This window comes from Pseudobacteroides sp., assembly GCF_036567765.1.
GTDB lineage: Bacteria > Bacillota > Clostridia > Acetivibrionales > DSM-2933 > Pseudobacteroides.
Genome location: NZ_DATCTU010000031.1, coordinates 1 through 23533 on the forward strand (window position 1 = coordinate 1; position 23533 = coordinate 23533).

A 23533-nucleotide genomic window follows, 5' to 3' on the forward strand; every position below is an offset into this window, starting at 1 on the left:
TCCATATTTATCATCAGTTGTTTTTACAAAGGCAACTTCATCACTAAAGTCATCCGCTCTTTTATACTGTGGTTCAATTAAAAACTTTCCATCAGCATTTATATATCCATACAGGCTTCCTATCTTCATAACAAAATATGCATTCTCCATACTTTTTCATATCCTTTACTTGTATTCAATTACAAACCACATGTAGACATAAATTCAACATGTGGTTTAATTGAATAACAAAACATTATTTAGGTATAGATCCTACCATAAGTCAAAACCTTTTGGCTTATATACAAACTCACCTTCTTTGTTTATATAACCCCATTCTCCTCCATAATTAACTTGTGCAAGTCCATTTTTAAATTCACTCGCTGGCTCAAAAACTGGCTTAACTATTACTTTTCCACTAGTATCAATATATCCTTGTCTATCCTTAACTTGGATTACTGCTAATCCTTCACTAAAATCACCTACATACTGATACTTGTTCTTAATTACTACCTTTCCTGACTTATCTATGAAACCATACTTACTCTTGCTATCCCTAAACCTTGCAAACCGTTCCTTAAAATCAAAAGCTTGGTAAAATTGGGGTTGGATTACAAAATTCCCTGTTTTATCAATATAACCATAACTTTCACCATCAATCGATGCTGTCGCTAATCCTTCTGAAAACAGGCTTACCTTGCTATATATACATTCAATGACAATATCACCTGTTTTGCTTATAAAGCCTAACTTTCCTTTATTTCTTACAGCAGCAAAGCCCTCAGAAAAAAGGGAAATTCCATCATACTTATCATGAAAAATATATTGGCCACTTAAGTCTATAACATATCTTTTCCCTTCATTCTCAACCATTGAGTAGCCATCTTGAGTATAATTATGAATTACCCAGTCAAATTCTGGATTAACTACGATATTACCATTCTTATCAATAAACCCCGATTTACCATTTATCTTAAAAAAAGCTCTACCGTTATTAAAATCTGAAAGACTCTCGCATTCCATTGATATAACAATCTCATTATCATAGTTTATATAACCCTTTATTCCATTTACTGTTTCAATTAAAGCAAGTCCATCACTATAATCATTTGCTCTTTTATAAATAGGTTCAATAATAAACTTCCCTTCATCATTTATAAATCCATACAGGTTGCCTATCTTCATTAGATAAAGAAATTCTTTCATTAAACTCCTCCTTTTATCATTACCTAAGTGGTAATAATTCTTTAATCCCAAATCCTACCTTTATATTTATACCAGTCTCGAGCCCAACCATTAATTGGATCTTTTGCAATTCGTGATAAGGGATTATATGTAATATCGATATCTGCATCAGGAATTCTAACTCTAACATAGCCATCTCCTAGAATATCAACTGTAGTAACCATACCTTTACAATTATCCCTCCTAAAAACTTCAAACGCTTTCATAAAGGGATCATTAACATCAGGCATCTGAGCAATTATATTAAATGGGCTGTCTTCTATACAGTTATCCTTTGCACCTTCAAATACAGATTTTATATGGCCCTTCTCTGCTCCCTTTGGAACAATTGCTCTGGAATATCCTGAACCTCTTACGCCTCCAGATCCTACGATATATTCGAACTTCGCAACCTTGCCATATTTATCTAAATATACTACCGTTCCTGTACTTGGCATAGATATTTTATATCTAATTCTAGTCAGATCAGTGACATTCTCAAGTGTATATGTTCCCGTTTTTATACCATCTAACAATTCCCTCAACATAACTCTTGAATAATTCTGTGCTTTTAGGAGGCTCGCCAAATCCGTCAGCTCTGCTACTGTCATTTTCCCTAATGCAGCTACATCATTTATCATGTCACCTATCTTGGGGCATCCTATATTATGCACCAACACAGACATCTCAGATACATAATATGTATGGTAATCTTCTATATTTAGATTATAAATCTTTTCGGGCTCTAAAAGCAATTCCTGTTTAACTGAAACTACCTTTTTAATATTACCATCTGCATCAAGAAGACTGTCCCCTGTTTTGAGAAGCCCTGCCATCTGCCAGCTGCCATCTGCCATGTAGAACAGGTGCCTTGGTGTTGTTCTTACAATCCTGCCTTCTATGTTCAATATGACCAATTCATTGCTGCTTCTTCTTTCAACCTGTAAAATCTTCTTATAACCACTTGCTCCTGTTTCTACATCCGTAGCAAATACGTAATCTCCCTTATTTAATGAATCTATACTTACAAGCCCATTATTGGTAAGTACTTTTGTTTCTCCTGTAAAACAGCCTGTTATACAGAATTCCAACATTGATTCTAGTATTCCTTGTGCCCTAATATATGCTTTTTCAATTAAGACTTCTATACCACTGCCATCCATTTTAAATAGTATCTTCGTTCCCTTCTCGGCGGTTTGTGATACTATATCAAATAACTCATCTCCTGTTTTTCTTAAGCAACTTATTATCTGTTTTACAGCCTCAGATGTCTTTAAAAACAACTCTGGACCTTTCGTTTTGCCTAATGTAACAAGCTTCCCCATTACTTCAGACAACATACCTGCACCCTTAAGTATATCCATGGATTCTACGAAAACAGATATGGCCTTTCCACCCGATATAAATAAGCTTAATATATTAGCTATTGCAGTTCCAATCATTTTACCTCTGTTATAGCTAGTCTCATTAATAAACTTATCAACATAGGCACTAATAGCACCTACTATTATTGTTCTAAGCATTTTTTGTTCTTCTTCATATATGGATAATCCGCTTAATGCTTTAAACAAGAATGCTAGAACTTCCACCGCCGCTTTTGGGTTATCCTTAATTGCGAACAAAGCACTCATTATCCCTGCTATAGTTTCTCTTGGATATCCTTCGAGGCTATCAAATATACCACCAAGAATTCCACCCTTATCCTGTTCAGATATTCCATAGGTTGTTTGAAGCCATAATGGAAACAATCCGTTTGGTGCATATATAGGTGCCATCCAATTCCTTATTTTATCTAAAGGTTCAACATATTTATGATAATACTCCCTAGCCTTATTACTATAATCCTTATTATTTTCCGTAATCTTTATGGGTGTAGTGCCGTTAAAAACATCCGTTACAGGTGGTTCAGGTATTTTCGCATACCAGTCTGCCGGTGCTGGGTAACAATAAAACATAACCTCTTTAAGTTCAATTCCTGTCCAGTGTTTTAAGAACATCGCCTGTATGTCCTTATTTTTAAATAATGAATATTCACTGTTTTTAAAAATACTGTATGATTCTGTTAATAGTGCAGCCCTTACATAATTATTTGCAGCTACTTCAAATTTATCATCCCAATATCCATCAATACTACCCAAACTATTTGTAATATCTGTTTTTACAAATACTCCTCTTGCCTTCATAGCATTGCCCATAAGCTTCAGCATGTTGACTTTCGTGTTGTATACTTCCTGGCTACAATAGACACTAGCATTAAATTTTTTATAAGCATATTTAATATTTCTTACCTTTGCATAGCATCTATTTTCCTTTCCACTAAAGTATAAATCAGGTATGAATATTAGCTGTTTTCCATTAGATGTGTCTTTTATATCTGTAATAACAATATTCTTGCCGTCATAGGATATATAATATCTGTTAGCAGATGTTAACTTATAGACATTTTCCAGATAAGCCCTCACATTAACACCTTTAGCTTTAAGATACGAAGGATTAATATTATATAAATATAAGTATTCATCAAGTGCTATAGCTGTTTCTTTATCTACTTTTCCATTTGCAGTTTTTTCAGATTTACCCATAAAATCGATCTGAAATTTTTTAACTGCTTCCATTGTGATAAACCCATATGCTCTGGAGCTATTCTGCATTTCTCTATATAGAGCTGCAATAACTTCATTTAAGCAACCTAATTTACTTAACACATTTTGAACCTTTTCTATGTTTTCTATATCATCAGTATTATAATTTAGACCCACTTCTGATATAACTCTCGGTACATCTCCAGGCTCTATATTTTCATCACTATCTCCTGGTGCCGAATATATTTCAGTTATGCCAAAAGCATTTAAGAAATCTTTAATATATACTACTACTTGTCCATTAACAAAATATATCTTGTTAAAGGTGTGAGTTTCTCCATTTATACTTACATCAACCGTCTTATTTGTAGAATTTTCAATATATGTGCCTTTCATTTCATATGCCAGCAGCTTAAGATATGCCTGATCAGGGCCAAGTTTTTCCTTTATAGGGTCACTTACAGTTATATAATACTCCCCTGTTCCATTCAAAAGGTCATGGTGATTTACCTCAAAACGGTATTTCTCTCCTTTCGAAAGGCTCATAAGTATGTAGAAGTTTTTGTCCCACATATTATCATCATTACTGTCACTTGATGTGAGCAGCTTACCTTTGCTGTCGTACACGCTTATTTCTGTGTCTGTTTCTCCAATGCTGCTTATACAATAAAGCTTTGTCTCTGTGGGTGTAAATTCGTAGGCATCAATGTCTCCTGCCCAATTTATGCAACCATACGTTTTATTTGGAATGGTTGAGGGAATTTTTTTAGCCGGACCTTTTTTCTCTTTTGGTTTATCTTCCTCGGATTCGATTATGTCCTTTAGCCTTTCTGCTATATCATTTATCTCAGTTTCAAGGTCAATACCTTTTAGACTTGTATCAAGAATAAAATAACTTCCCTCAGTTATGTCAGATATTTCAGATAAAAGACTGGAGTCATCACCCAACGATATGCAAAATACCCTTATGTTTTCCTGTGCCATCCTTCTAGCAGTATCGATAACTTCTGAATCAGGGTAACGATTATTTCCTCCATCTGATAACAATAACACATATCTTCTATTACTTGAGTTCATAAGAATCTTCTCACTTTCGAGAAGACCTCCTTTGATATCTGTGGCACCTCCACCTATACCCGTGTTCAATGCTGTGACAATGGCATTTTTATCGTTTGTTAAATTAATTAACCGCTTTACTATCTCGGTGAATTTTACAACTGCAAAATTGGAATCCTTTTCTCCGATATTGCCTACTATCTTGATTGGGATGCCTGTACGAGCCTTAACATCGTCACTTACATCCATACTTCCCGATTCATCAATTGTGAAAACTGTATCCTTTTTAAGGTTTATTCCACCCATATCCTTTTTGCCCGGTACATATGTACTAAAGTGGCTTACTCTTCCGGTGATGCAGTTATTAAATTTATCTACACTTACATCATAATCAGGCAGCGGCACAAGAACATTATTATCATAGTCCACCCAATAAATAGTCAGGTCGTCTTCAGATATTCCGTCAAGCTTTAATTCATTGTAGTTAAATGTAATAGTTGCCAGCTGCATATTATAGCCTTCAAGTGAGACCTCTACAGGATTACTGATTATTCCTTCAGTAGATTTGAAAATGAAATTATCCAGCTCATTAATCTTTATAGGACATGCTTCGAGGCTGCCGCTTCCATATACCTCCACTACTACACTATCTGACTGTGTACGTGCTTCTGCCAAAAACGGTGTATACTCATCCTTAACGATCGGAGATTTGCCCAGCTTTATTTCAGCACCATCGAAAACTCCATCTTCATCAGTATCTGGGTTAAGGGGATCCGTAACAAAACCCTTACCGTTTACTTCATCCCCGTCACTAATGGAATCATTATCAGTGTCCTGATTATTCCAGTCAGTTCCAATATTTTTTTCCACACCATTTTTAATACCATCGTTGTCATAATCATCTTCTTCGTCAAAAATTCTGTCTTTAGTTACTTTAACTGTCTTATCTAGCTTATTGTTTAATTCATCAATTTCACTTATCTCGTTATGCTCATCTACAAAAGCAGTTATCTTGAAACTTCCTTCGGCCATCGGCATCCATAATGATGAGTTTTTATCCCTGTCTGTTGCGAATGTATAAGATCCTTTTCCTTCTATTGTTCCTCTGAATGAATCCGCCCAAATTATATTAGCCCCATCATTAATTTTAAACCCAACCTTATGTAATCTTCCAAATGGGCTCCCACTATCAGAAACATTTATGACTTGTGCTCTAAGCACCACCTTCTCTCCTGCAATAGGATTTGGAGGATCAAGAATTATGCTTTCTACTCTAAGATCACATTTACCTTTTACCACAAACTTTTCGGTCAAGGTATTGTTTATCTCGTCACTTTCTGTAAAACAGCCAAGGTCATCAACAATTGCTGTAATTGTATGTTCACCATCCTGGGCAAACCATTTATCACTGCCTATTCCTTTATTGCATGTTAACTTTACTTCTTCTCCCGGCTTTAGTCCTGATGAATAATTGTCCGACCAATACACTGAATCTCCATCGTCAATTTTAAATCCTACCCTTATGACTTTGTTATTTCCAATTTGGCCTTCACCAATATTTTTAATATAGGCACTGAATTTAACCTCATCCCCCTGACTTAAGTCACTTGGGGTCATACGTATTTCTTTAACAGTCAGATCAGGCATTTTGTCAACCATTAGCTTTCCAAGAAGACTGTTGTTTTCCTTTCTTCCATCATCAGACTTGTCTGACGCAAAGACATCAGCCTTGATTTCATGCTCTCCAGCTACACCTATAACAGGAAGCATCTTGTTTGAATCGTATACTGCTAATGTCACAGATTCATAAGGCTTTATTTTCCCAATATATTCGTCAGTGTAATAGGTATTACCGTTCAATGTCACCACAGCTTTAATCGGCAACAAGCCATTAGTTTCTGCCAACCCGAAGTTTGCGACCTTAACCCTTAAATCCAATGGATTGTTTACGACGCTGTCATATGGGGTTATGATCTCTGACACTACAAGGTCAGCATTACCAACATTCAATGAAACATCAGTAGTATTGTTGGCATAATCTGTTTCAAAAAAATCCTTTTCCTTTTCAATACTCAAATGGAGATTGTAAGTCCCTTTCTTACTGCTAACTTCTTTATATAGACTACTATCAAGTGCAATATTAGCTACATCGCCTTTTCTCAAGGTATCTCTGTAATATTCTGTGTAAACTGTCTTGTTCAGTTCCTTAATATCAACCTTTACCCTGAAGCCGTTACCTTTGATCAAGTCTCCTAAACCTTCATTTTTTATGTACACATACGGCTGCGAATCGCTATTTAGCATTATATTTAAAGGACTGACGCCTTCTATTATCAAGTCCGGTGTAGCATCATATAATATAATCTTATATTTCTCATTTGGATCTGCACCTTTTGGATAACCCTTTGCACTTATGTAGTATTTTTCACCAGCAGCCAGTTCGCACTCAACATAGCAATATAATAACTTCTTCGCTTCATTCAATACTCTTGATGTTGCAACTAAGTTAGCTTTATTTTTATCATACATATAAAAAATGGCATCCTTTGGATTAGGCATTTCAAATCTGTATTTTGCATTTTTGGGTGGTATAAAATAGTAATAATCTTCTCCGCAGCCTTGATAAAGCTCTCCGTCTATCTCCGAATCCAGCACCATTTCCTTTGCATTTTCATAATTATCATTGGACTCATCAACTATAAACTGATACTCGTACGTATTATTCTCGTTTATCTCAGGTATTGAATTTCCATAGTCCACATGTACCCTTATGGTATGCTTGCCCAAGGTATCAGGTACCCAATACTTTGAACCGTTTATTCCGCCTGTTACCAATATTTTTTTGTTTAAATCAACACAAACATCAGAATCTACATCAGCCCAAAATACATTTTTTTGCTCGTCAACGTCAAGCATGATTCTAAAACTTCCAGTACAGTCGACATCGCCAATATTCAGTAGATTTACCTCAATGTTTACTGGCTGTCCCAAATAAGCTTTTTTTGTTGAAATCCCGTTTATTACCAAGTCAGGTTTTGAGGCTTTGGGACGTATTGTGAAACTATAATATAATGTAAATACATTTACAAGCTTCAAATAATATTTTTTTCCTGCTTCAAGATAGTACTCATTATTGCTGGATACAATCTCATTATCGTCAGAGTCATAAATAAAATTATCTATTACCAAGGTATTAAATTCCTTATACACGTATACACCTGATGTTTTAGGTACAAATGTAAAATAATCTGCATCTTTATTGTCAGTCATTGTTCCTGAAATTTCTTTTACCAGTTCAATGGGTGTTGCATTTTCCTTTGAGTCACCATGATCATCTTCTGGAGCCTGTATTTCAAGAATATTGCTGCTATCTGACATATTTTCAGAAGAATCCACTGCCTTTATATAGACCTTGTTTAATTCTTTTGGGGTCATACCACTGCATACCAGAGATGTCTCTTTGGTTACAGCAATAAGTTTATCATTACAATATATCTCATATCTATCAACCGATATATTATCAGTTGCTGCCTGCCATTCAAGCGATATACTTGCTCCTGTATTCCACAAGGCTTTGAGGTTTTGGGGGACAGAAGGCTTTTCATCATCAATCACTGCATTCACTTTTGCAACATCATAACTTGCAGGTGTAGAATTGAAGTGTCGTGCCATAATAATTACATCCGACATATTTATGCTGTTATCACCATTTAAATCGCAACTTTTGTTAAATTGACCACTTCCTGACACCCTCCCGAAGTTCACAGCTATCAGTATTACATCCGACATATTTATAGTATCATCCTGTACTCCGTTCTTCGGAATATCACCAGCCCACATTTTAACTGGATTATCTATTGCTCCAACTGACAATATGCCTTTTAGTGTCAAGTCATATATTTGCCTTTTAAGGAAGCCTGTCTTAGTTATTTGCAATATGTAGTTTGTTTGTGAATCAGCCCTTCCTGTTAGTACAAAATATCCAGTATCATCAGTTATGCTACTAAAGTCAGTTCCCAATATTTCAACCTTAAAGCCAGCATTTACAAAGTTAAAACTACTTGTAAAATCTGGTGCGATATAACCGGATATAGTAAATTTACTTTTAATATCACCAGTATTTTCATCCTCTGGTGGTGCATTAAGATTAAGCAAGCTTGAAACAGGCATGTCTGCAATTTCTTTATTTGGTTTATCCCAAACATCCTCAATACTTTCATTGCTTGCACTATTTTCCTCGCTTGGTTTTATCACAGCGTTGTCCTTCTTTTCTGCTGTTAGACTTTCATTTGTAATATATTCGCTTATTTTCCTCGAAAGCTCTGATGCTGCAGCATTTTGCGAAGCCGTGTCAATTTCTTTTGCTACGACCCCTTTCAAAGGCATGTCCATACTATATGCCGATGAAGCCCCCAGTATTATTTCAGTCATGAGCACAAAAATAAGCAGGACTGAAATAAACTTCCTTATTCCCACAAAAAACTCCTCCTTTACTTTAGAAAACAATTAAAATTAATGTTAATGCTAATAATACTGTTTAGGTAACAATATCATATTGTATATAAACATCCATATATGGTCAATGCCTAAAATCATTGATGCATGGAAAATAGTTTATATGTTATATAAGTTTATTTTATATCTTAATAACTTTTTGCATGAACTAATATAACACAATTTACTTAATATGTCACCGCAAGTAAAAACTTTACGTTCTTTGCGGAAACTAACAATTTTTATTGCGGTATTCCGCAATAGCATTATGTTGATTCCAACACTTATATACCCCACAAGCACAAACCCGCTTCTTTTTAAATTCTGCCTTTTCTATTGGTTCTATTATCCTTACTCTCAATGCCTCTGCTCCTTTCTATCAACTTGGTACTACTATCTATCACTCTAAACAGGATAGAAGTCAAGCATATTAAGGCTTAGAGCCACCTTTACAATTGAATTGTTGAAAATGCTAATCACTTAGTATTCATATTATTTTGCCTCCTTCATAATAAAAGCCGCTACCCTTTGAATGAGGATTGCGGCATTTTCACCTTTTATTGTTTTGCCTTTGACAGCATTCTCTTTCCAGTATTCCGGTGATTGTATTATACCAACTTTATGCAGAAGATTAATTTCAGCATTCAGATTTGAATTATCCGCTATGTATGGTATGTTAAAGTACTTCAATATTCCCTTTGCCAGGGCAGTACCGATTTCTTCTATATTATATATAATCCACTCTGCATCATCGGGGCTGTCATGAAAAGCTACTTCTGCCAATTGCTTATTTTAATCTGGTATTTCTTTGTACATATTGATGAATGCTCCATTTTGTCTCCTTAATATCTGACCGTTTTTAATTCACATAGAGATTATACCCTAGGAAAACATTAAAGTTAGTAATTTTTTACACCCATAAACAGCAGCATGAGCTAAACTTGACTGAAAGTGGGGCATATCGGAGATTACTTATAATCTCCGGGACTTCCCCAGTGCTCAAACCGATTATAATATGGATCATTAGAGCCAAAATGTATCCATATTGGTGCATTATCCAGACAAGGATACTCCTTAAAGAATCTTCTATCCCCATACCTGATAGCCTCTAGAGCTAACGGCAGTTCACGCCTGAAAATTTCATTTCTCACTGAGGCTTCGGCTGACCCTGACTGACCATTCACATGAACATAAACATGCAAATAGGGATATCCGTTATATAATCTCCACTCCGCAATAACTTCATCCCTCATTCTACTAATCTTATCGTATGCATACATAGGTCCTATTGTCAAAAACAGCTCTGCTGTTGTGTCAGAGTGTGTCAATGTATATCGACGCCCTAATATGGGTTCAGTAAGTGTTACACCCGATCTAAGTTCTAAATAAAGCTTTTCCGGATTTAACTTTATCACATGCATTACCCCTTATTTTTATCAGATCACATCTATACAATATGCTGCTGACATCAAAAAAGCACCTGCTGTCAGCAGATGCCTATGTTTCAATTTAACGACTCATTGCAGATATTTCTTACATTCATCGACATTTCTTTGTTCAAAAGCTAAGAGCTTATTAGCCAGATCAACTATTTCCTTATCTGCATCCTTATGTTCCTTCATTTTTTTTGTAATATCTATGATTCCCATTGTACTGCCCTGAATTAACATTTCCGAGATGTGCGAAGGGGATTTATCAGTTAATGTCTTTACGTTTATTGCAATATAGGTTCTTGCTTTTGTAACAGCACCTATGTCCTTTGGCTCTTTATCGAACGCTGCCAGTTTTTCTTTGGTCATATTATCTATCAATTTGTATTCATCCAATTGAGACCTTAAAATCTCTTTGAACTCTTCATTCTTTGATATGCCAAGCAATTGCTCCAAAGTGTCCCTTCCCATTTCAGCATTTTGATGAATATAATTTAATAGCTCTACATTCTCATCCATTAAGAGTACCTCCAATAAGTAATATTATCACTAAATTATTATTCTCTCTAAATACAATACATATGACTAAAAGTATGGAGCTTTTAAGAATTTAACAAACTTCTTTGAATAATGAATTATATTTGTTTTTAGTCGATTAGTAGTACTTAATAAATATATACCGGTGTGCCAATTGGAATAAGATTATAAAGCTCTGCTGCATCATTACTATACATTCTCACACATCCATGACTCACTGCTTGTGAAATGGACCAAGGCTTATCGGTTCCATGAATGCCATAGATCCCCCATGGAACGCTAAGCTGCATGAAGTGTCCGCCAAATTGTTCACCCCATAATCCTTTTTTAACTATTGTCCAGTTCCCGTGCGGAGTTGGAGTAGAAGGCTTTCCAACCGCAACAGGATAATGCTTTACCAATTTACTATCATTGAATAGGGATAATATCCTTTTTTGTGTGTTAATTTCAATCCTATACATAAAAAACACTCCTCTCATTACAATTTATTCACAACGAGAGAGAGTGCTAATAAAATTAACATTAAAATATTTATATTATTTAAATTGATTTATGCAATCATTGAAAACTTATCCTTATCCTGTTTTTGCTCTGCTGTCTCAATTACAATGGCATTATTCAATGTTTCAATGGGTTCTCCAGGGCGGTATTTAAACTTCACCCGCATCTCTTGTCCTGCTTTCATTTCAAATGCTTTGCAAAGAGGAAGTATTAAATACTGGGAATGCCAATCTATAGTTTGACCTGTATACGCATCCATGGTCAGCAAACTTTTTGTAATAAACCTGAGTGCATTTACATTTGAATCATTTTTGAATTGGAAAGCCACTTCTGCCTCAAAGGTTTCTACATGAGCATTATCATAGTCGATAACTTTATATACAACAGGGTCACTGCAAGGGCTGCAGTCCTCAGCAGTGTAATATGGCGACTGAAACAAAGGCACAGGGGCAAAATAACCGTTAAAATCATAGCATTGATTTACAGGCTGCACACCAAGAAGAGTGGCATTAGGAAGAATACGCGGTGCTACTCCGAAGCGTGCCAAATGTGCATCTCTGAAAGCACTGACAACATGAAGCTGTTTTTCACGGAGCAAAGCACTGTGCAACATCTCACAAATAACCAGATCCACAGGCTCCGGGGGCAGCCAATTAGTTGCATCCCCCTGTGATATGTGTACCTTGTGTGATAACCCATTTTCACTTATAAACCGGCGGCTGGCTGATACTAGAGCAGGATTAAATTCCACCGACCAGACCTGTGCCCCTTTTTTTGCAGCGAAGGAGGATAAAACTCCCGTGCCGCTTCCCAGCTCAGCCACTCTATGCTTTGGTGTGACTATTTTCTCGATAGCACTTTTAAAAGCGGTCATTCGGGATGCATCAGATAACATCTGATAGTGATAATGCAAAGGGATAAACTGCCCTATTTCGTTAATTTCTGCATTTAACATGATATATCTCCTTGTATCAAATCCTTTTGTATTTTTCAGCATCCGTACTAGTTTTTCTATCGGCATATAAAGCCTTATGCTTTATGTCAAATTTATGAAAAATAAAAATTATTGATATCAATCAGGTTTGCTTAGTTGTTCTATAAATATATCCTTTGTAGCTTCTTTCATTAAATCCATTATATCAAGAATGGCAATATCACTTTTGCTGATACTTTTTTCTGCAAAACCTTTGCAGTAATTGCATTCATTACATACCTTCGTGCAAAAACAAGGATCATCAACAAACTTTTTTAAAAACCCATCAAGTTTGGAATTGTCAATTTTGCACCCAGCTATTGTTAAAGGCTTGCTGCTTGAAAACAATTCTAAAAGGCTGATCAAATTTCCGTCATAGTGCTCCTCAATATAATGAGATACTGCTTTTGAAGGGCTGCCAGAATATACATTTGTTCTACCTTGAATTTTAAAATAGTTGATCCCAATATCATAATAATAATGAATATCTTCTGGCCTTATCCAGTTTAACTTCATATAGCTTTCCGGCCCAATATGAATATATTGGCACCTTGAGCTGAAATATGAGCATTCATCCCTATTTGTATGGGAATGAGAAAAACTGTTGTAATGGAACATCTTAAACGGACAATCATTTACGCAAAAAGAATTTATGATAATTTCCAAGTCTCCTGTATAAACCTTCCTTATACTTTTAAGGGTATTAAAATCCCTATAAATGTCTTCGTCCAGGACAATACGTTTTATACCTAATTTTTCATAATATTCAGCTTTATGCGGGCTATTTATCTGAGAAACTGTTGAAGCTTTAATCTTCAAGTTTGGAGCTGTGTATTTTGCTATTTCCATCAACGAAGGAAGTGATATTGTTACCCAACTTATTCCTATTCCATCCAGCATTTCAAAAAAATCTTTAACTCTTTTGAACCCTGATTTTGAAATTTCTTCATTAGACATGCAAGTTGCATTTATTACATAGTTAAATTGGATCCCGTTTTCATTGCAATATTTTACATAGTCTTCTAATTTACCCCTATCCACCACTGGAAGTCCTTTGGGAGCTCTGCATGAACCAAAGACTGTATCAGGTGCTAATTGTCCATAGATTTCAATTATTTTTGAATCTCCATATTTATTGTTTATTTCGCAGTATTCATCTATAGTTTCATTTTTAAAATCCGAGGGCATGCAAAAATATTTCATGTTAATTCTCCTCCGTCCTATAATACTAACTTTAGCAATACGATTGAAATGATACTTCCACAAACAATTGCATAAAATAAACTATGTATTAATTGTATTATTTGTATTATTTTTTATGCAAGCGAAGGCCAAATCATTAGCAGCTTTCATCCCGCTCTGTAAGGCACCCTGCATCCAGCGATGCACAGCCGATATGTGATCACCGGCCATAAACACCCGGTTATCATACTCAGGTAAAGCCATCCCATATGAAAACAATCTTTTTTGCTCCGGTGTAAAAAAGCATAGTGCTCCTCTCGCCCAAGGATGGCTGTTCCAATCCAATGTTTTGCTGTCCAACACTATATTATCCAAATAGCCCTTTTGCAGCCCGTGAACCATTTCAACCTCACGCTTAACCTCTTCAATACGAAGATCAGGCCTCATATTCCCCAATCTTACAGCATCCATGTTATAGTTATAAGAAGCAATCAATACTCCCGGCAGAGATACCAGATTTTTTTGATTTTGCATTGACAGACAAAGCTTTGTATAAGGGTAACTCCCATAGTTCATTATCATCTGCTTTTTACAGTACTGTGCATGGTCTGCCGGATACCAGATTGAAGTTATAGGAAGATCTGTATATGATCCCCCTCCAATAATCTGCTCATCCTCTTCCCCTTCTTCCCAAAAACGCCTTCTGCATAAAACCAGCGATTTCATAGCGTCTATATAATTTACTTCTTTTATGGCCTGCATCTTAATGCTGCTAAAGAGAGGGTTAATATCCACACTTCGCAAAGTAGAAAACGGAATTGCACATATTACATAATCAAAATTCTCATAAGAGTCCTTCCTATTTCCTTTATTCCTATATGCCAGTGAGACTCTTCCGCTTTCAGGCACTTTATAAATTCCTGTAATCCAATTTCCAAGCCTTACTTTGACCTTTCCGAGATAGTTTACCGGAATTTTAGGGTAATCTCCGGATGGGTTATTACTTATAAGTGAATTTAAAAATGCATATGGCAGCTTGGCAGTTCCTCCAGGTATCTCATACAGGAATGAGAGGTTTGCAGGATAATTGGCCTGTGCAATATCAATATAACTGTTGTATAAGTTTTGGCCTGCTAAAGGAGATAGGTTTGAAATGAGATTGATTGCTCCTTGGCTTAGTGCAGCTGCCTCCATTATAGTTCTGTTGCTTTGACAGTCCCAATAAAGAATATTATCATTATAAAGAGGTTTAACTTGAAGCAGCTCACTCCTCTTCATAGCATCAGCATATAACAGAGGCCTTTCAAGACCGTAATATACAAGCTGCTGCCATGGAGTTCTTTTCTCCCATTCATTCAGATCATATTTTGGGTATATCTTTTTCATCACATTTTCACCTTTGGCATCGTTTCTGACCCTTGTATGCTTTAGATAAATAAGAGCATTCTCATTTGTTTGTATAAACGGTCTGGTTGGCAGCTTAAAAAGGCTTATGTAGTGCCAAACAGTTTCGTGTGATACAGGTATACGCATAGATCCAAGTTCCCCATATAAGGGCATTTTTTTATCAAAATAGTAAGTATATACCCTTCCGCCAATACGTGATTCTTCTGCCTCAAATATTGTAATATCAGCTCCAGTCTTTCTAAGCTCAAATGCCGCTGACAATCCAGCCAGCCCGGCACCTATAATGCCCACTCTGATGCCCTTGAGACTTCCTGGGAATGCTATTGTTGTTATATCCTCCGGTGGTGACATGAGCCTTCTTATATATTCAAAGTCTTCAGGCCTCCCCCTCTGGTTTAATGCATATTGCTCCAGCATATGCCTCTCAAAACTGTTTGGATTATCAGGTTGTGGTGGGTAGAATGATGACATACTGTTCAAATTCATATTTATTAACCCCTTACTATAATTGGCTTGAGTTGAAAGTGTAGAATCTATCCTTATATAAATATGAATTTGGATCTCGAAAGATACTTTAATAAAGCATGTAAATTTAATATAAAATAGGAATGTGCTCTTTTTTATCTTGAGACCTCACAAATTACTCTATATAATACAGTTATGATATAATCTTATTAGCTTTATCAAGGGAGTGGTTCTCATTTATAAAATTCTAGGTATTTCAGGCAGCCCAAATAAAAACGGAAACACCGCTTACGCTGTACAATATGCTTTGAGTACACTTAAGAAACGAGGTTTTGAAAGCAGCTATATATCATTATCCCAAAAGGTAATACATCCCTGTATTGGCTGTTTCAAATGTGCCAGTGACCACAAGTGTTGGCAGCAGGACGATATGTTAGAAATAATAAATGCAATGTTATGGTGTGACGGGATTATTATTGGTTCACCGGTTTACTTCGGAATGGTAAGCGGACAGCTTAAGATCATGATGGACCGCTGCGTCGCTACAAGGGCTAATTATGGAGATACTCTCCCTATGACAGGAAAAATAGGTGGTGCAATAGCCTGTGCAAACTCACGAAACGGCGGACAGGAAACCACACTTCAAAACCTTCAAACCTTTATGCTACAGCTTAATTTTCAAGTAGTTAGTGACGGGCCATTTTATTGTCATAGCGGTGGGACCATAATGGGTGATGCCTCAAAAGATATATGGGGACTGGAGACTGTAAATAATCTGGCAAACAACTTGGGAAACTTGCTGTTAAAGAAAACATAATAGATATCCTTTATTCTATGTCAATCTATTGCTAAGTATTGACAAAGGTACTCAAGTTAAATATAATTAAATTATTAAGAGTTTAATTATGTTACAAAAATGATCGTATTCATTTCGAAGCAGTACTCAAATATTTTCTGTAAATGTTGATAAACCTTATATCACTTGAGGAGGATCGACAAAATCCAAGACCTGCATTATTCCCACATTTAATTTTTAACTGGTTTTCTATTTATAAAGCTTTTTTCAACATTAATGCTATCGGCTTTTATGTCTGCAAAAGTATTGCCAGCTGCATGTTATTTATCTTAATTATAATTTCAAATATTAATGCAATAATCTTAGCTTATATGGAGATTTTAAAAAACAAAGATCTGTATTACTTTATGTTGTATAACAATAAGTCGGCTATATTATAAGCTAAATGCTTATAGCTATAGTGACAGACTATTGATTATAAAATAACCTTAATTTAGTTTTAATGGTACTCCAAAAAGTACAAAGTTTATCAAATCTTAGGTAAGGAGGTTAAAATTTGCAAACTATAAAGTATAAGTAAGTGTGTATAGGGGGTAATTATTCATGAAATTAAAAAGACTTATGGCAGTTTTGCTTACCACATTATTGTTATTAGGTGGTTTATTCTCAAACGTTTCATTAGCTGCAACACCTGGTAGTATAAAAGTGTTTTATAGCAATAATGGAGCAAGTGCCAACTCGAACCAGATCTACGTTAACATCAAGCTTAGAAATGCATGGACAAGCGATATTGATCTTTCTAAGTTAACCATTAGGTATTACTTTACCAAGGACAACAATAAAGAACTGAAATATTATACTGACTACGTCAGCATAGGATCAGTTTCTACAGCATTCTATGATTTTTCACCGACAGCAAGTAAAGCTGATAAGTACATTGAAATAAAACCGTCTTCAGGAACTATTTCACCTGCCGGAGCACAATGGCCAAAACAATCTGAAGTTACTATCCAAGGTAGGATAGCAAAGAGTGATTGGACGAATTTTGACCAATCTAACGACTTCTCATACACCGGAGCCATATCACAGTATGTAGAAAACCCTTATATTGCTGTATTTGAATCAGGAACCCTAATTGCTGGTTCAGTACCAAATGGCAGTTCTGTATCAAATCCACCATCTCCGACAGCAACAAGAGTTCCAACACCTACTAAAGCTTCGGCTACTCCTACCAGATTTGTACCGACACCAACAAATTCAGTGCCTACACCCACTAATGCACCAGCTACTCCTACTAAAGCTTCGGCTACTCCTACTAAACCAACATCTTCACCATCTAGAGGCGAAGTATTTGTGACTCTTGACAAAACTACAGCTTCCGTTGGAAATGTCATCAAAGCAACATTAAGTGTTAAAGATTTCGACGTTGTAGCTGGTTATCAGGCAAATATTAAATATGATCCTGCAGTGTTGCAGCCCGTATACCTTGATGGAACTCCATATGATAGCTCTTCATCTCCAGATTACGGAACATTATTACAGAAGAGATACAGCGGTACAGATATGGCAGTTAACGATCTCACAAAAGGTATCCTTACCTTTGGAAGAACTTATATGGCACTGGATTCTTACAGGGCTTCAGGCGTAAAAGAAAATACAGGTTCATTGGCTGTTATTGGCTTTAAGGTATTAAAGGCTACAGCAACCAGGATTACTTTGGAGAATTCATCCAGCTTAACTAATCCGGTTTCCGGTACAATGGTGTTCGATTGGAGCGGCACACAATTAACAGGTTACACAGTAACCCAAGCTCCAGAAATTAACTCAGGTAGTTTACCATCAGCTACTCCTACCAAGGCACCTACACCTACTAAGGCATCCTCAACGCCTACTAAAGCACCTACACCAACACCTACAAAGATAGTTACATCACCTTCACAGGGCGAAGTTTATATGACAATTGACAAAACAACTGCTGCTGTTGGAGATATCATTAAAGCCACATTAAGTGTTAAAGACTTTGATGTGGTGGCCGGTTATCAGGCGAGCATCAAATTTGACCCAACAGTATTACAGCCTGTATATCTTGACGGAACTCCATATGATAATTCTTCATCCCCAGATTACGGAACATTATTGCAGAAGAGATATAGCGGTACAGATATGGCATCAAATGATCTTACTAAAGGTATCCTCACATTTGGAAGAACTTATATGTCATTGGATTCTTATAAAGCTTCAGGCTTAAAGGAAAACACAGGTTCATTGGCAGTTATTGGCTTTAAGGTCCTAAAGGTTGCTTCCACCAGAATTACTTTGGAAAATACCTCTAGCTTAACTAATCCGGTTTCCGGTACAATGGTGTTCGATTGGAATGGTACACAATTAGCAGGTTATACAGTAACTCAAGCACCAGTAATTAATTCCGGCAGTGTTCCTACACCAACACCTACTAAAGCTGCAACACCTACATTACCACCTATACCAACACCTACTAAGATAGTTACATCACCTTCACAGGGTGAAGTTTATATGACAATTGACAAAACAACCGCTGCTGTTGGTGATATAATTAAAGCAACATTAAACGTAAAAGAATTTGATTCGGTAGCAGGTTACCAGGTGAATGTCAAATATGATCCTACTGTATTACAGCCTGTATACTCTGATGGTACACCATATGATAATTCATCAGCTCCTGACTACGGAACTTTATTGCAGAAGAGATACAGCGGCACAGACCTGGCGTCAAATGACATCACAAAGGGCAGCCTTACATTTGGAAGAAGCTATATGAATATGGCAGCATACAAAAACTCAGGTGTAGCTGAAAACACTGGTTCACTAGCGGTTATAAACTTTAAGGTATTAAAGGTTGCTTCCACTAGGATTATATTGGAAAACGCATCAAGCTTAACTAATCCTGTTACCGGAACGATGGTATTTGACTGGGATGGCATTCAGCTGTCAGGTTACGCAGTAACTCAGGCACCTGCAATAAACTCCGGTACTGTTCCATCAGCAACTCCAACTAAAGCTGCAACACCTACCAAAGCACCTACACCTACACCAACCAAGCCAGCAACATCTCCTACAAAAGGTGAAGTTGCTCTGACAGTTGACAAAACAACTGCAACTGTTGGTACTATCATCCAAGCAACATTAAGCGTGAAAGAGTTTGATTCGGTAGCTGGGTATCAAGCTAATATCAAATATGATCCTACTGTATTACAGCCTGTATACCTTGACGGCACACCATATGATTCATCATCAGCTCCAGACTACGGAACATTATTGCAAAAGAGATACAGCGGAACAGATATGGCAATGAATGATCTTACAAAGGGTACTCTTACATTTGGAAGAACTTATATGAACATGTCTGCGTATAAAAACTCAGGTGTAGCTGAAAATACCGGTTCAATAGCAATAATTGGATTCAAAGTATTAAAAGTTACTCCGACCAGGATAACTTTAGAAAACTCACCAAGCCTGACAAATCCAGTTGTGGGAACGATGGTATTTGACTGGGACGGCCTACAGTTATCAAATTATGCAGTATCTCAGGCACTTGGAATCAACTAGATATTATAGCCTTATACTTGTATAACTTACCTCTCCTTCCTTGCAGGAATTAGTGAATGCAAGGGGGAGAGGTTTTACTTTTCTATAAGCAAGTAATTACTCTATTAGATTTTTCACATATTGTCCTTTCAGTACATACTATACGTAAGTCAGTTTAAAATGTTTATCTGTAATAAGTTAATATTTTTATCCGGCATATCATAGTCTGCATTATATTAAGGGTCCGCTTTTGTGGTGCTTTATATATTGTAGCAGCTATAAATACATGGTATAGTATTTATAGCAAATCGGAAGGATGATGAGCATGTATGATAACATTCTTGATACTATTGGCAACACACCACTGGTGAAGATAAGAAAATTAAACCCCAAACCTCATATTCCTTTGTATGCTAAACTTGAGGGTTTTAACCCAACTGGAAGCATCAAGGATCGTATAGCACTGAAAATGATTGAGCAGGCAGAAGAAAGCGGTATGCTGACCCACAAAAAAACAATAATAGAGCCTACCTCAGGAAACACAGGAATTGGTCTGGCCATGATAGGTGCAGTTAAAGGATATTCTGTAGAGATAGTCATGAGTGAGGCTGTTTCTGTTGAACGCCGCAAAATGATTGAGGCTTTTGGAGCAAAGATTATATTAACTGACGCTTCTCATGGGACCGATGGAGCAATCAGAAAAGCACATGAGCTTATTGCCCTGCATCCTGATAAATACTTTATGCCAAATCAGTTTTCCAATAAATACAATAAGATGGCACACTACCTTACTACCGCTAATGAAATCTGGGAGGCTACACAAGGAAAAGTCACTCATTTTGTATCTGCCCTTGGCACCTCAGGAACTATAATGGGAGTTGGAATGGGACTTAAAAGTAAAAACCCGGACATACAGATAATTGAAGCTCATCCTGTCCTGGGTCATTATATTCAAGGCCTTAAAAACATGCAGGAAGCTATTGTTCCTGAAATCTATGATCCTACAAAGATTGATCGAACTGTAATGATTGAATCTGAAGCAGCTTTTTCCATGTGCAGAGATATTGTCTTGCATGAAGGCATATTCGTTGGAATGAGCAGCGGAGCTGCCATGCTAGCTGCATTAGAATGCATCAATGAAATGAATGAGGGCTTTGTTGTTATGGTATTTGCCGATCGAGGTGAAAAATACTTAAGTACCGATTTATTTAATCAACCCATATAGTACCTGTATAGTCACATTTTTTACTGCTTTTTTGACTGGTGTAAAGCGATAGGACTTAAGGAATGATAAAATTTTCATATTTCATGATGGGGATTCTTTTTAACTGTTTCAAAAGCTTTAACGATTCTCTCATGAACCTCTGACCTGAACTTGATCAAGTAATCATTATTTTCACCTTTGTCTATAAAGTTTGAACAATAGTATGGTTTGGATTCATTGAGTACTATCGCAGCAACATCAGCCAAACAAATCCAGCAAACACAGAATTCTTTGCTTTGTTTATTCTTCGTGGTTTGAGCAAAATCATACAATTCCTGTAATACAATATTCTCAATAAGATTTTCCAGTCCTGCATTTGTATATAGATCATCCTTAAATTTTCTCATTATGATTAACTCCCATCAATATTTTTTATTTTGATTTGCATTGTTGGCATTTACATAATGAATATCGGAAAAATGCAAAGTCTGTTTTATAGCTTATTAGGTCTATTTTATAAATATAACTACCAACAATACACCAATCATGATCAAAAATCAGCTATAGAGTCGAGTTTTGCACCTAAAGCACACTTATTTATGTTATAGAAGTGTGCTTAATTTTGTTAAGAGATCCATAAATGGTGAGTACATTTTTATTTATTGCAAAACACTTTCCTATATTAATAATTTCCTAGACATGAACAATATCACCTGCGATTTTGCAACTGTTTTTTTACGCTAAGCTTGAAGAAGATTTAAAATTATGTAAATATATAAAGAGATAACTAATTTTAGGGGTGTATAAATTTTGAAAGAAGCATCATTTAAAATACTGATTGTAGATGACAATCCAAATAACCTCATTTCACTCAGAATGCTAATTGATGAATACATCAATGCTGAAGTGCTTGAAGCTGAATCGGGAGAAAGGGCTCTAGAGGTTTTATATACGCATCCGGTTGACATGGTTCTATTAGATATACAGATGGAAAAAATGGATGGCTTTGAGGTTGCCTCCTATATGAAAAAAAGAAAGAAAACTCAGGACATACCTATTGTATTTCTATCTGCAGCTTACATATCTGAGGAATTCAAAAAAAGGGGCTTTGAAATTGGAGCTGTGGATTATATAACGAAACCAATTGATGAATATCAATTAATCAACAGGATTAATGTATATCTAAAATTGATTGAAAAAGAACGTTCAATGAATATTATTTTAGAAAACAAAATAATTGAGCAGACCAAAGAACTTCTTAATCAAACTGAAGAATTAAAAAGGCAAACCGAGGAATTGCAAAAAGCCAAAGAAGAAGCAGTAGCTGCCAATGAAGCTAAAAGTATGTTTCTTGCAAACATAACCCATGAATTAAGAACGCCCTTAAATATTTTGCTAAGTTCAACTCAGTTAATAAACTACTATATAGACAGCAGTACAACTATTGAAAAGATAAAATTGAAAGAAAAAATAGATATGCAAACTCAAAATTGCAATAGGCTTCTGCGTTTGATAAACAATTTAATTGACATTACAAAAATAGATACAAGCAATTTTACTCTTTCCTATAACAAATGCAATATAGTGCAAATTATTGAGGCTATAACCATGTCAGTAGTGGATTATATAAATACTAAAGGAATAAATATAACCTTTGACACAGATGTGGAGGAAAAGTTCATATTATGCGATCTTGACGCAATTGAAAGAATCATTCTAAACCTTCTTTCCAATGCAATAAAATTTACCCCTAAAGGAGGAAGCATTTTTGTATTGATCAAAGAATACCCAAACCTGGTCAGAATATCCATAAAAGATACTGGAATCGGAATACCAGAAAATATGGTTGGAGTTATTTTTGAAAGATTCAAGCAGATTGATAGCCTTTTGACAAGACAAAACGAAGGAAGCGGAATAGGTCTAAGCCTTGTAAAAGCTCTTGTTGAGATGCATGGCGGTCAAATTAGCGTAGTAAGCGAATATCAATCGGGAAGTGAATTTATTATTGATCTTCCTACAGAAAACATATGTAAATCTGAGGAATACTCCTATAATTATCCTTTTCAAAATGAAAGCAATGTAATTAGGAAAATTGATATCGAATTTTCCGACATATATTTTTAAATATTAATTTACTTA

15 protein-coding genes are annotated in these 23533 nt (G+C 35.9%); 4 read left to right on the forward strand and 11 right to left on the reverse strand.

Annotated features, from left to right (window positions below; translation table 11 throughout):
• From VIO64_RS23040 to VIO64_RS04410, 10 genes are all read right to left on the reverse strand, one after another.
• The coding region (locus VIO64_RS23040; protein ID WP_414705235.1) for a WG repeat-containing protein at positions 1–150 on the reverse strand (150 nt) is incomplete at its 3' end.
• 102 nt (positions 151–252) lie between these two features.
• Positions 253–1185, reverse strand: a complete 933-nt coding sequence (locus tag VIO64_RS04370; RefSeq protein ID WP_331915542.1) for a WG repeat-containing protein — start codon at positions 1183–1185, stop codon at positions 253–255.
• A 41-nt stretch (positions 1186–1226) separates the two neighbouring features.
• The gene (locus VIO64_RS04375) at positions 1227–9317 is read right to left on the reverse strand and encodes a CARDB domain-containing protein (RefSeq protein ID WP_331915544.1); all 8091 of its coding nucleotides are present in this window, start codon (positions 9315–9317) and stop codon (positions 1227–1229) included.
• A 510-nt stretch (positions 9318–9827) separates the two neighbouring features.
• Positions 9828–10118, reverse strand: a complete 291-nt coding sequence (locus VIO64_RS04380) for a hypothetical protein (RefSeq protein WP_331915546.1) — start codon at positions 10116–10118, stop codon at positions 9828–9830.
• Between the two features lie 185 nt (positions 10119–10303).
• Entirely contained in the window at positions 10304–10750 is a 447-nt protein-coding gene (locus tag VIO64_RS04385; RefSeq protein ID WP_331915548.1) for a staygreen family protein, read from the reverse strand.
• Positions 10751–10852: 102 nt separating this feature from the next.
• The gene (locus VIO64_RS04390) at positions 10853–11284 is read right to left on the reverse strand and encodes a hypothetical protein (RefSeq protein WP_331915550.1); all 432 of its coding nucleotides are present in this window, start codon (positions 11282–11284) and stop codon (positions 10853–10855) included.
• A gap of 146 nt (positions 11285–11430) precedes the next feature.
• Positions 11431–11763, reverse strand: a complete 333-nt coding sequence (locus VIO64_RS04395; protein WP_331915552.1) for a L,D-transpeptidase — start codon at positions 11761–11763, stop codon at positions 11431–11433.
• Between the two features lie 89 nt (positions 11764–11852).
• The gene (locus VIO64_RS04400; RefSeq protein ID WP_331915554.1) at positions 11853–12758 is read right to left on the reverse strand and encodes a methyltransferase domain-containing protein; all 906 of its coding nucleotides are present in this window, start codon (positions 12756–12758) and stop codon (positions 11853–11855) included.
• 117 nt (positions 12759–12875) lie between these two features.
• Positions 12876–13979 carry a U32 family peptidase gene (locus VIO64_RS04405; protein ID WP_331915556.1) on the reverse strand — a complete coding sequence of 368 codons (1104 nt, stop codon included), beginning with the start codon at positions 13977–13979 and terminating at the stop codon, positions 12876–12878.
• Positions 13980–14060: 81 nt separating this feature from the next.
• A complete protein-coding gene (locus VIO64_RS04410; RefSeq protein ID WP_331915558.1) occupies positions 14061–15851 on the reverse strand; it encodes a flavin monoamine oxidase family protein in 1791 nt (596 codons plus the stop codon).
• A 205-nt stretch (positions 15852–16056) separates the two neighbouring features.
• Between VIO64_RS04410 and VIO64_RS04415 the strand changes: the two genes are divergently transcribed.
• The 3 genes from VIO64_RS04415 (at position 16057) to VIO64_RS04425 (ending at position 21415) form a co-directional block, all read left to right on the forward strand.
• Positions 16057–16647 carry a flavodoxin family protein gene (locus VIO64_RS04415; protein WP_331915560.1) on the forward strand — a complete coding sequence of 197 codons (591 nt, stop codon included), beginning with the start codon at positions 16057–16059 and terminating at the stop codon, positions 16645–16647.
• A gap of 582 nt (positions 16648–17229) precedes the next feature.
• Complete coding sequence (locus tag VIO64_RS04420; RefSeq protein ID WP_331915562.1) at positions 17230–20211, forward strand: cohesin domain-containing protein; 2982 nt, start codon at positions 17230–17232, stop codon at positions 20209–20211.
• A gap of 304 nt (positions 20212–20515) precedes the next feature.
• Complete coding sequence (locus VIO64_RS04425) at positions 20516–21415, forward strand: cysteine synthase family protein (protein WP_331915564.1); 900 nt, start codon at positions 20516–20518, stop codon at positions 21413–21415.
• Positions 21416–21489: 74 nt separating this feature from the next.
• Here the strand turns inward: VIO64_RS04425 and VIO64_RS04430 are convergent, their stop codons facing one another.
• A complete protein-coding gene (locus tag VIO64_RS04430) occupies positions 21490–21801 on the reverse strand; it encodes a late competence development ComFB family protein (protein ID WP_331915566.1) in 312 nt (103 codons plus the stop codon).
• A gap of 403 nt (positions 21802–22204) precedes the next feature.
• On the opposite strand from VIO64_RS04430, the gene VIO64_RS04435 reads away from it, so the two are divergent.
• On the forward strand, positions 22205–23518 hold the full coding sequence (locus VIO64_RS04435) for a hybrid sensor histidine kinase/response regulator (protein ID WP_331915568.1): 1314 nt from the start codon (positions 22205–22207) through the stop codon (positions 23516–23518).
• Positions 23519–23533 lie beyond the last annotated feature (15 nt).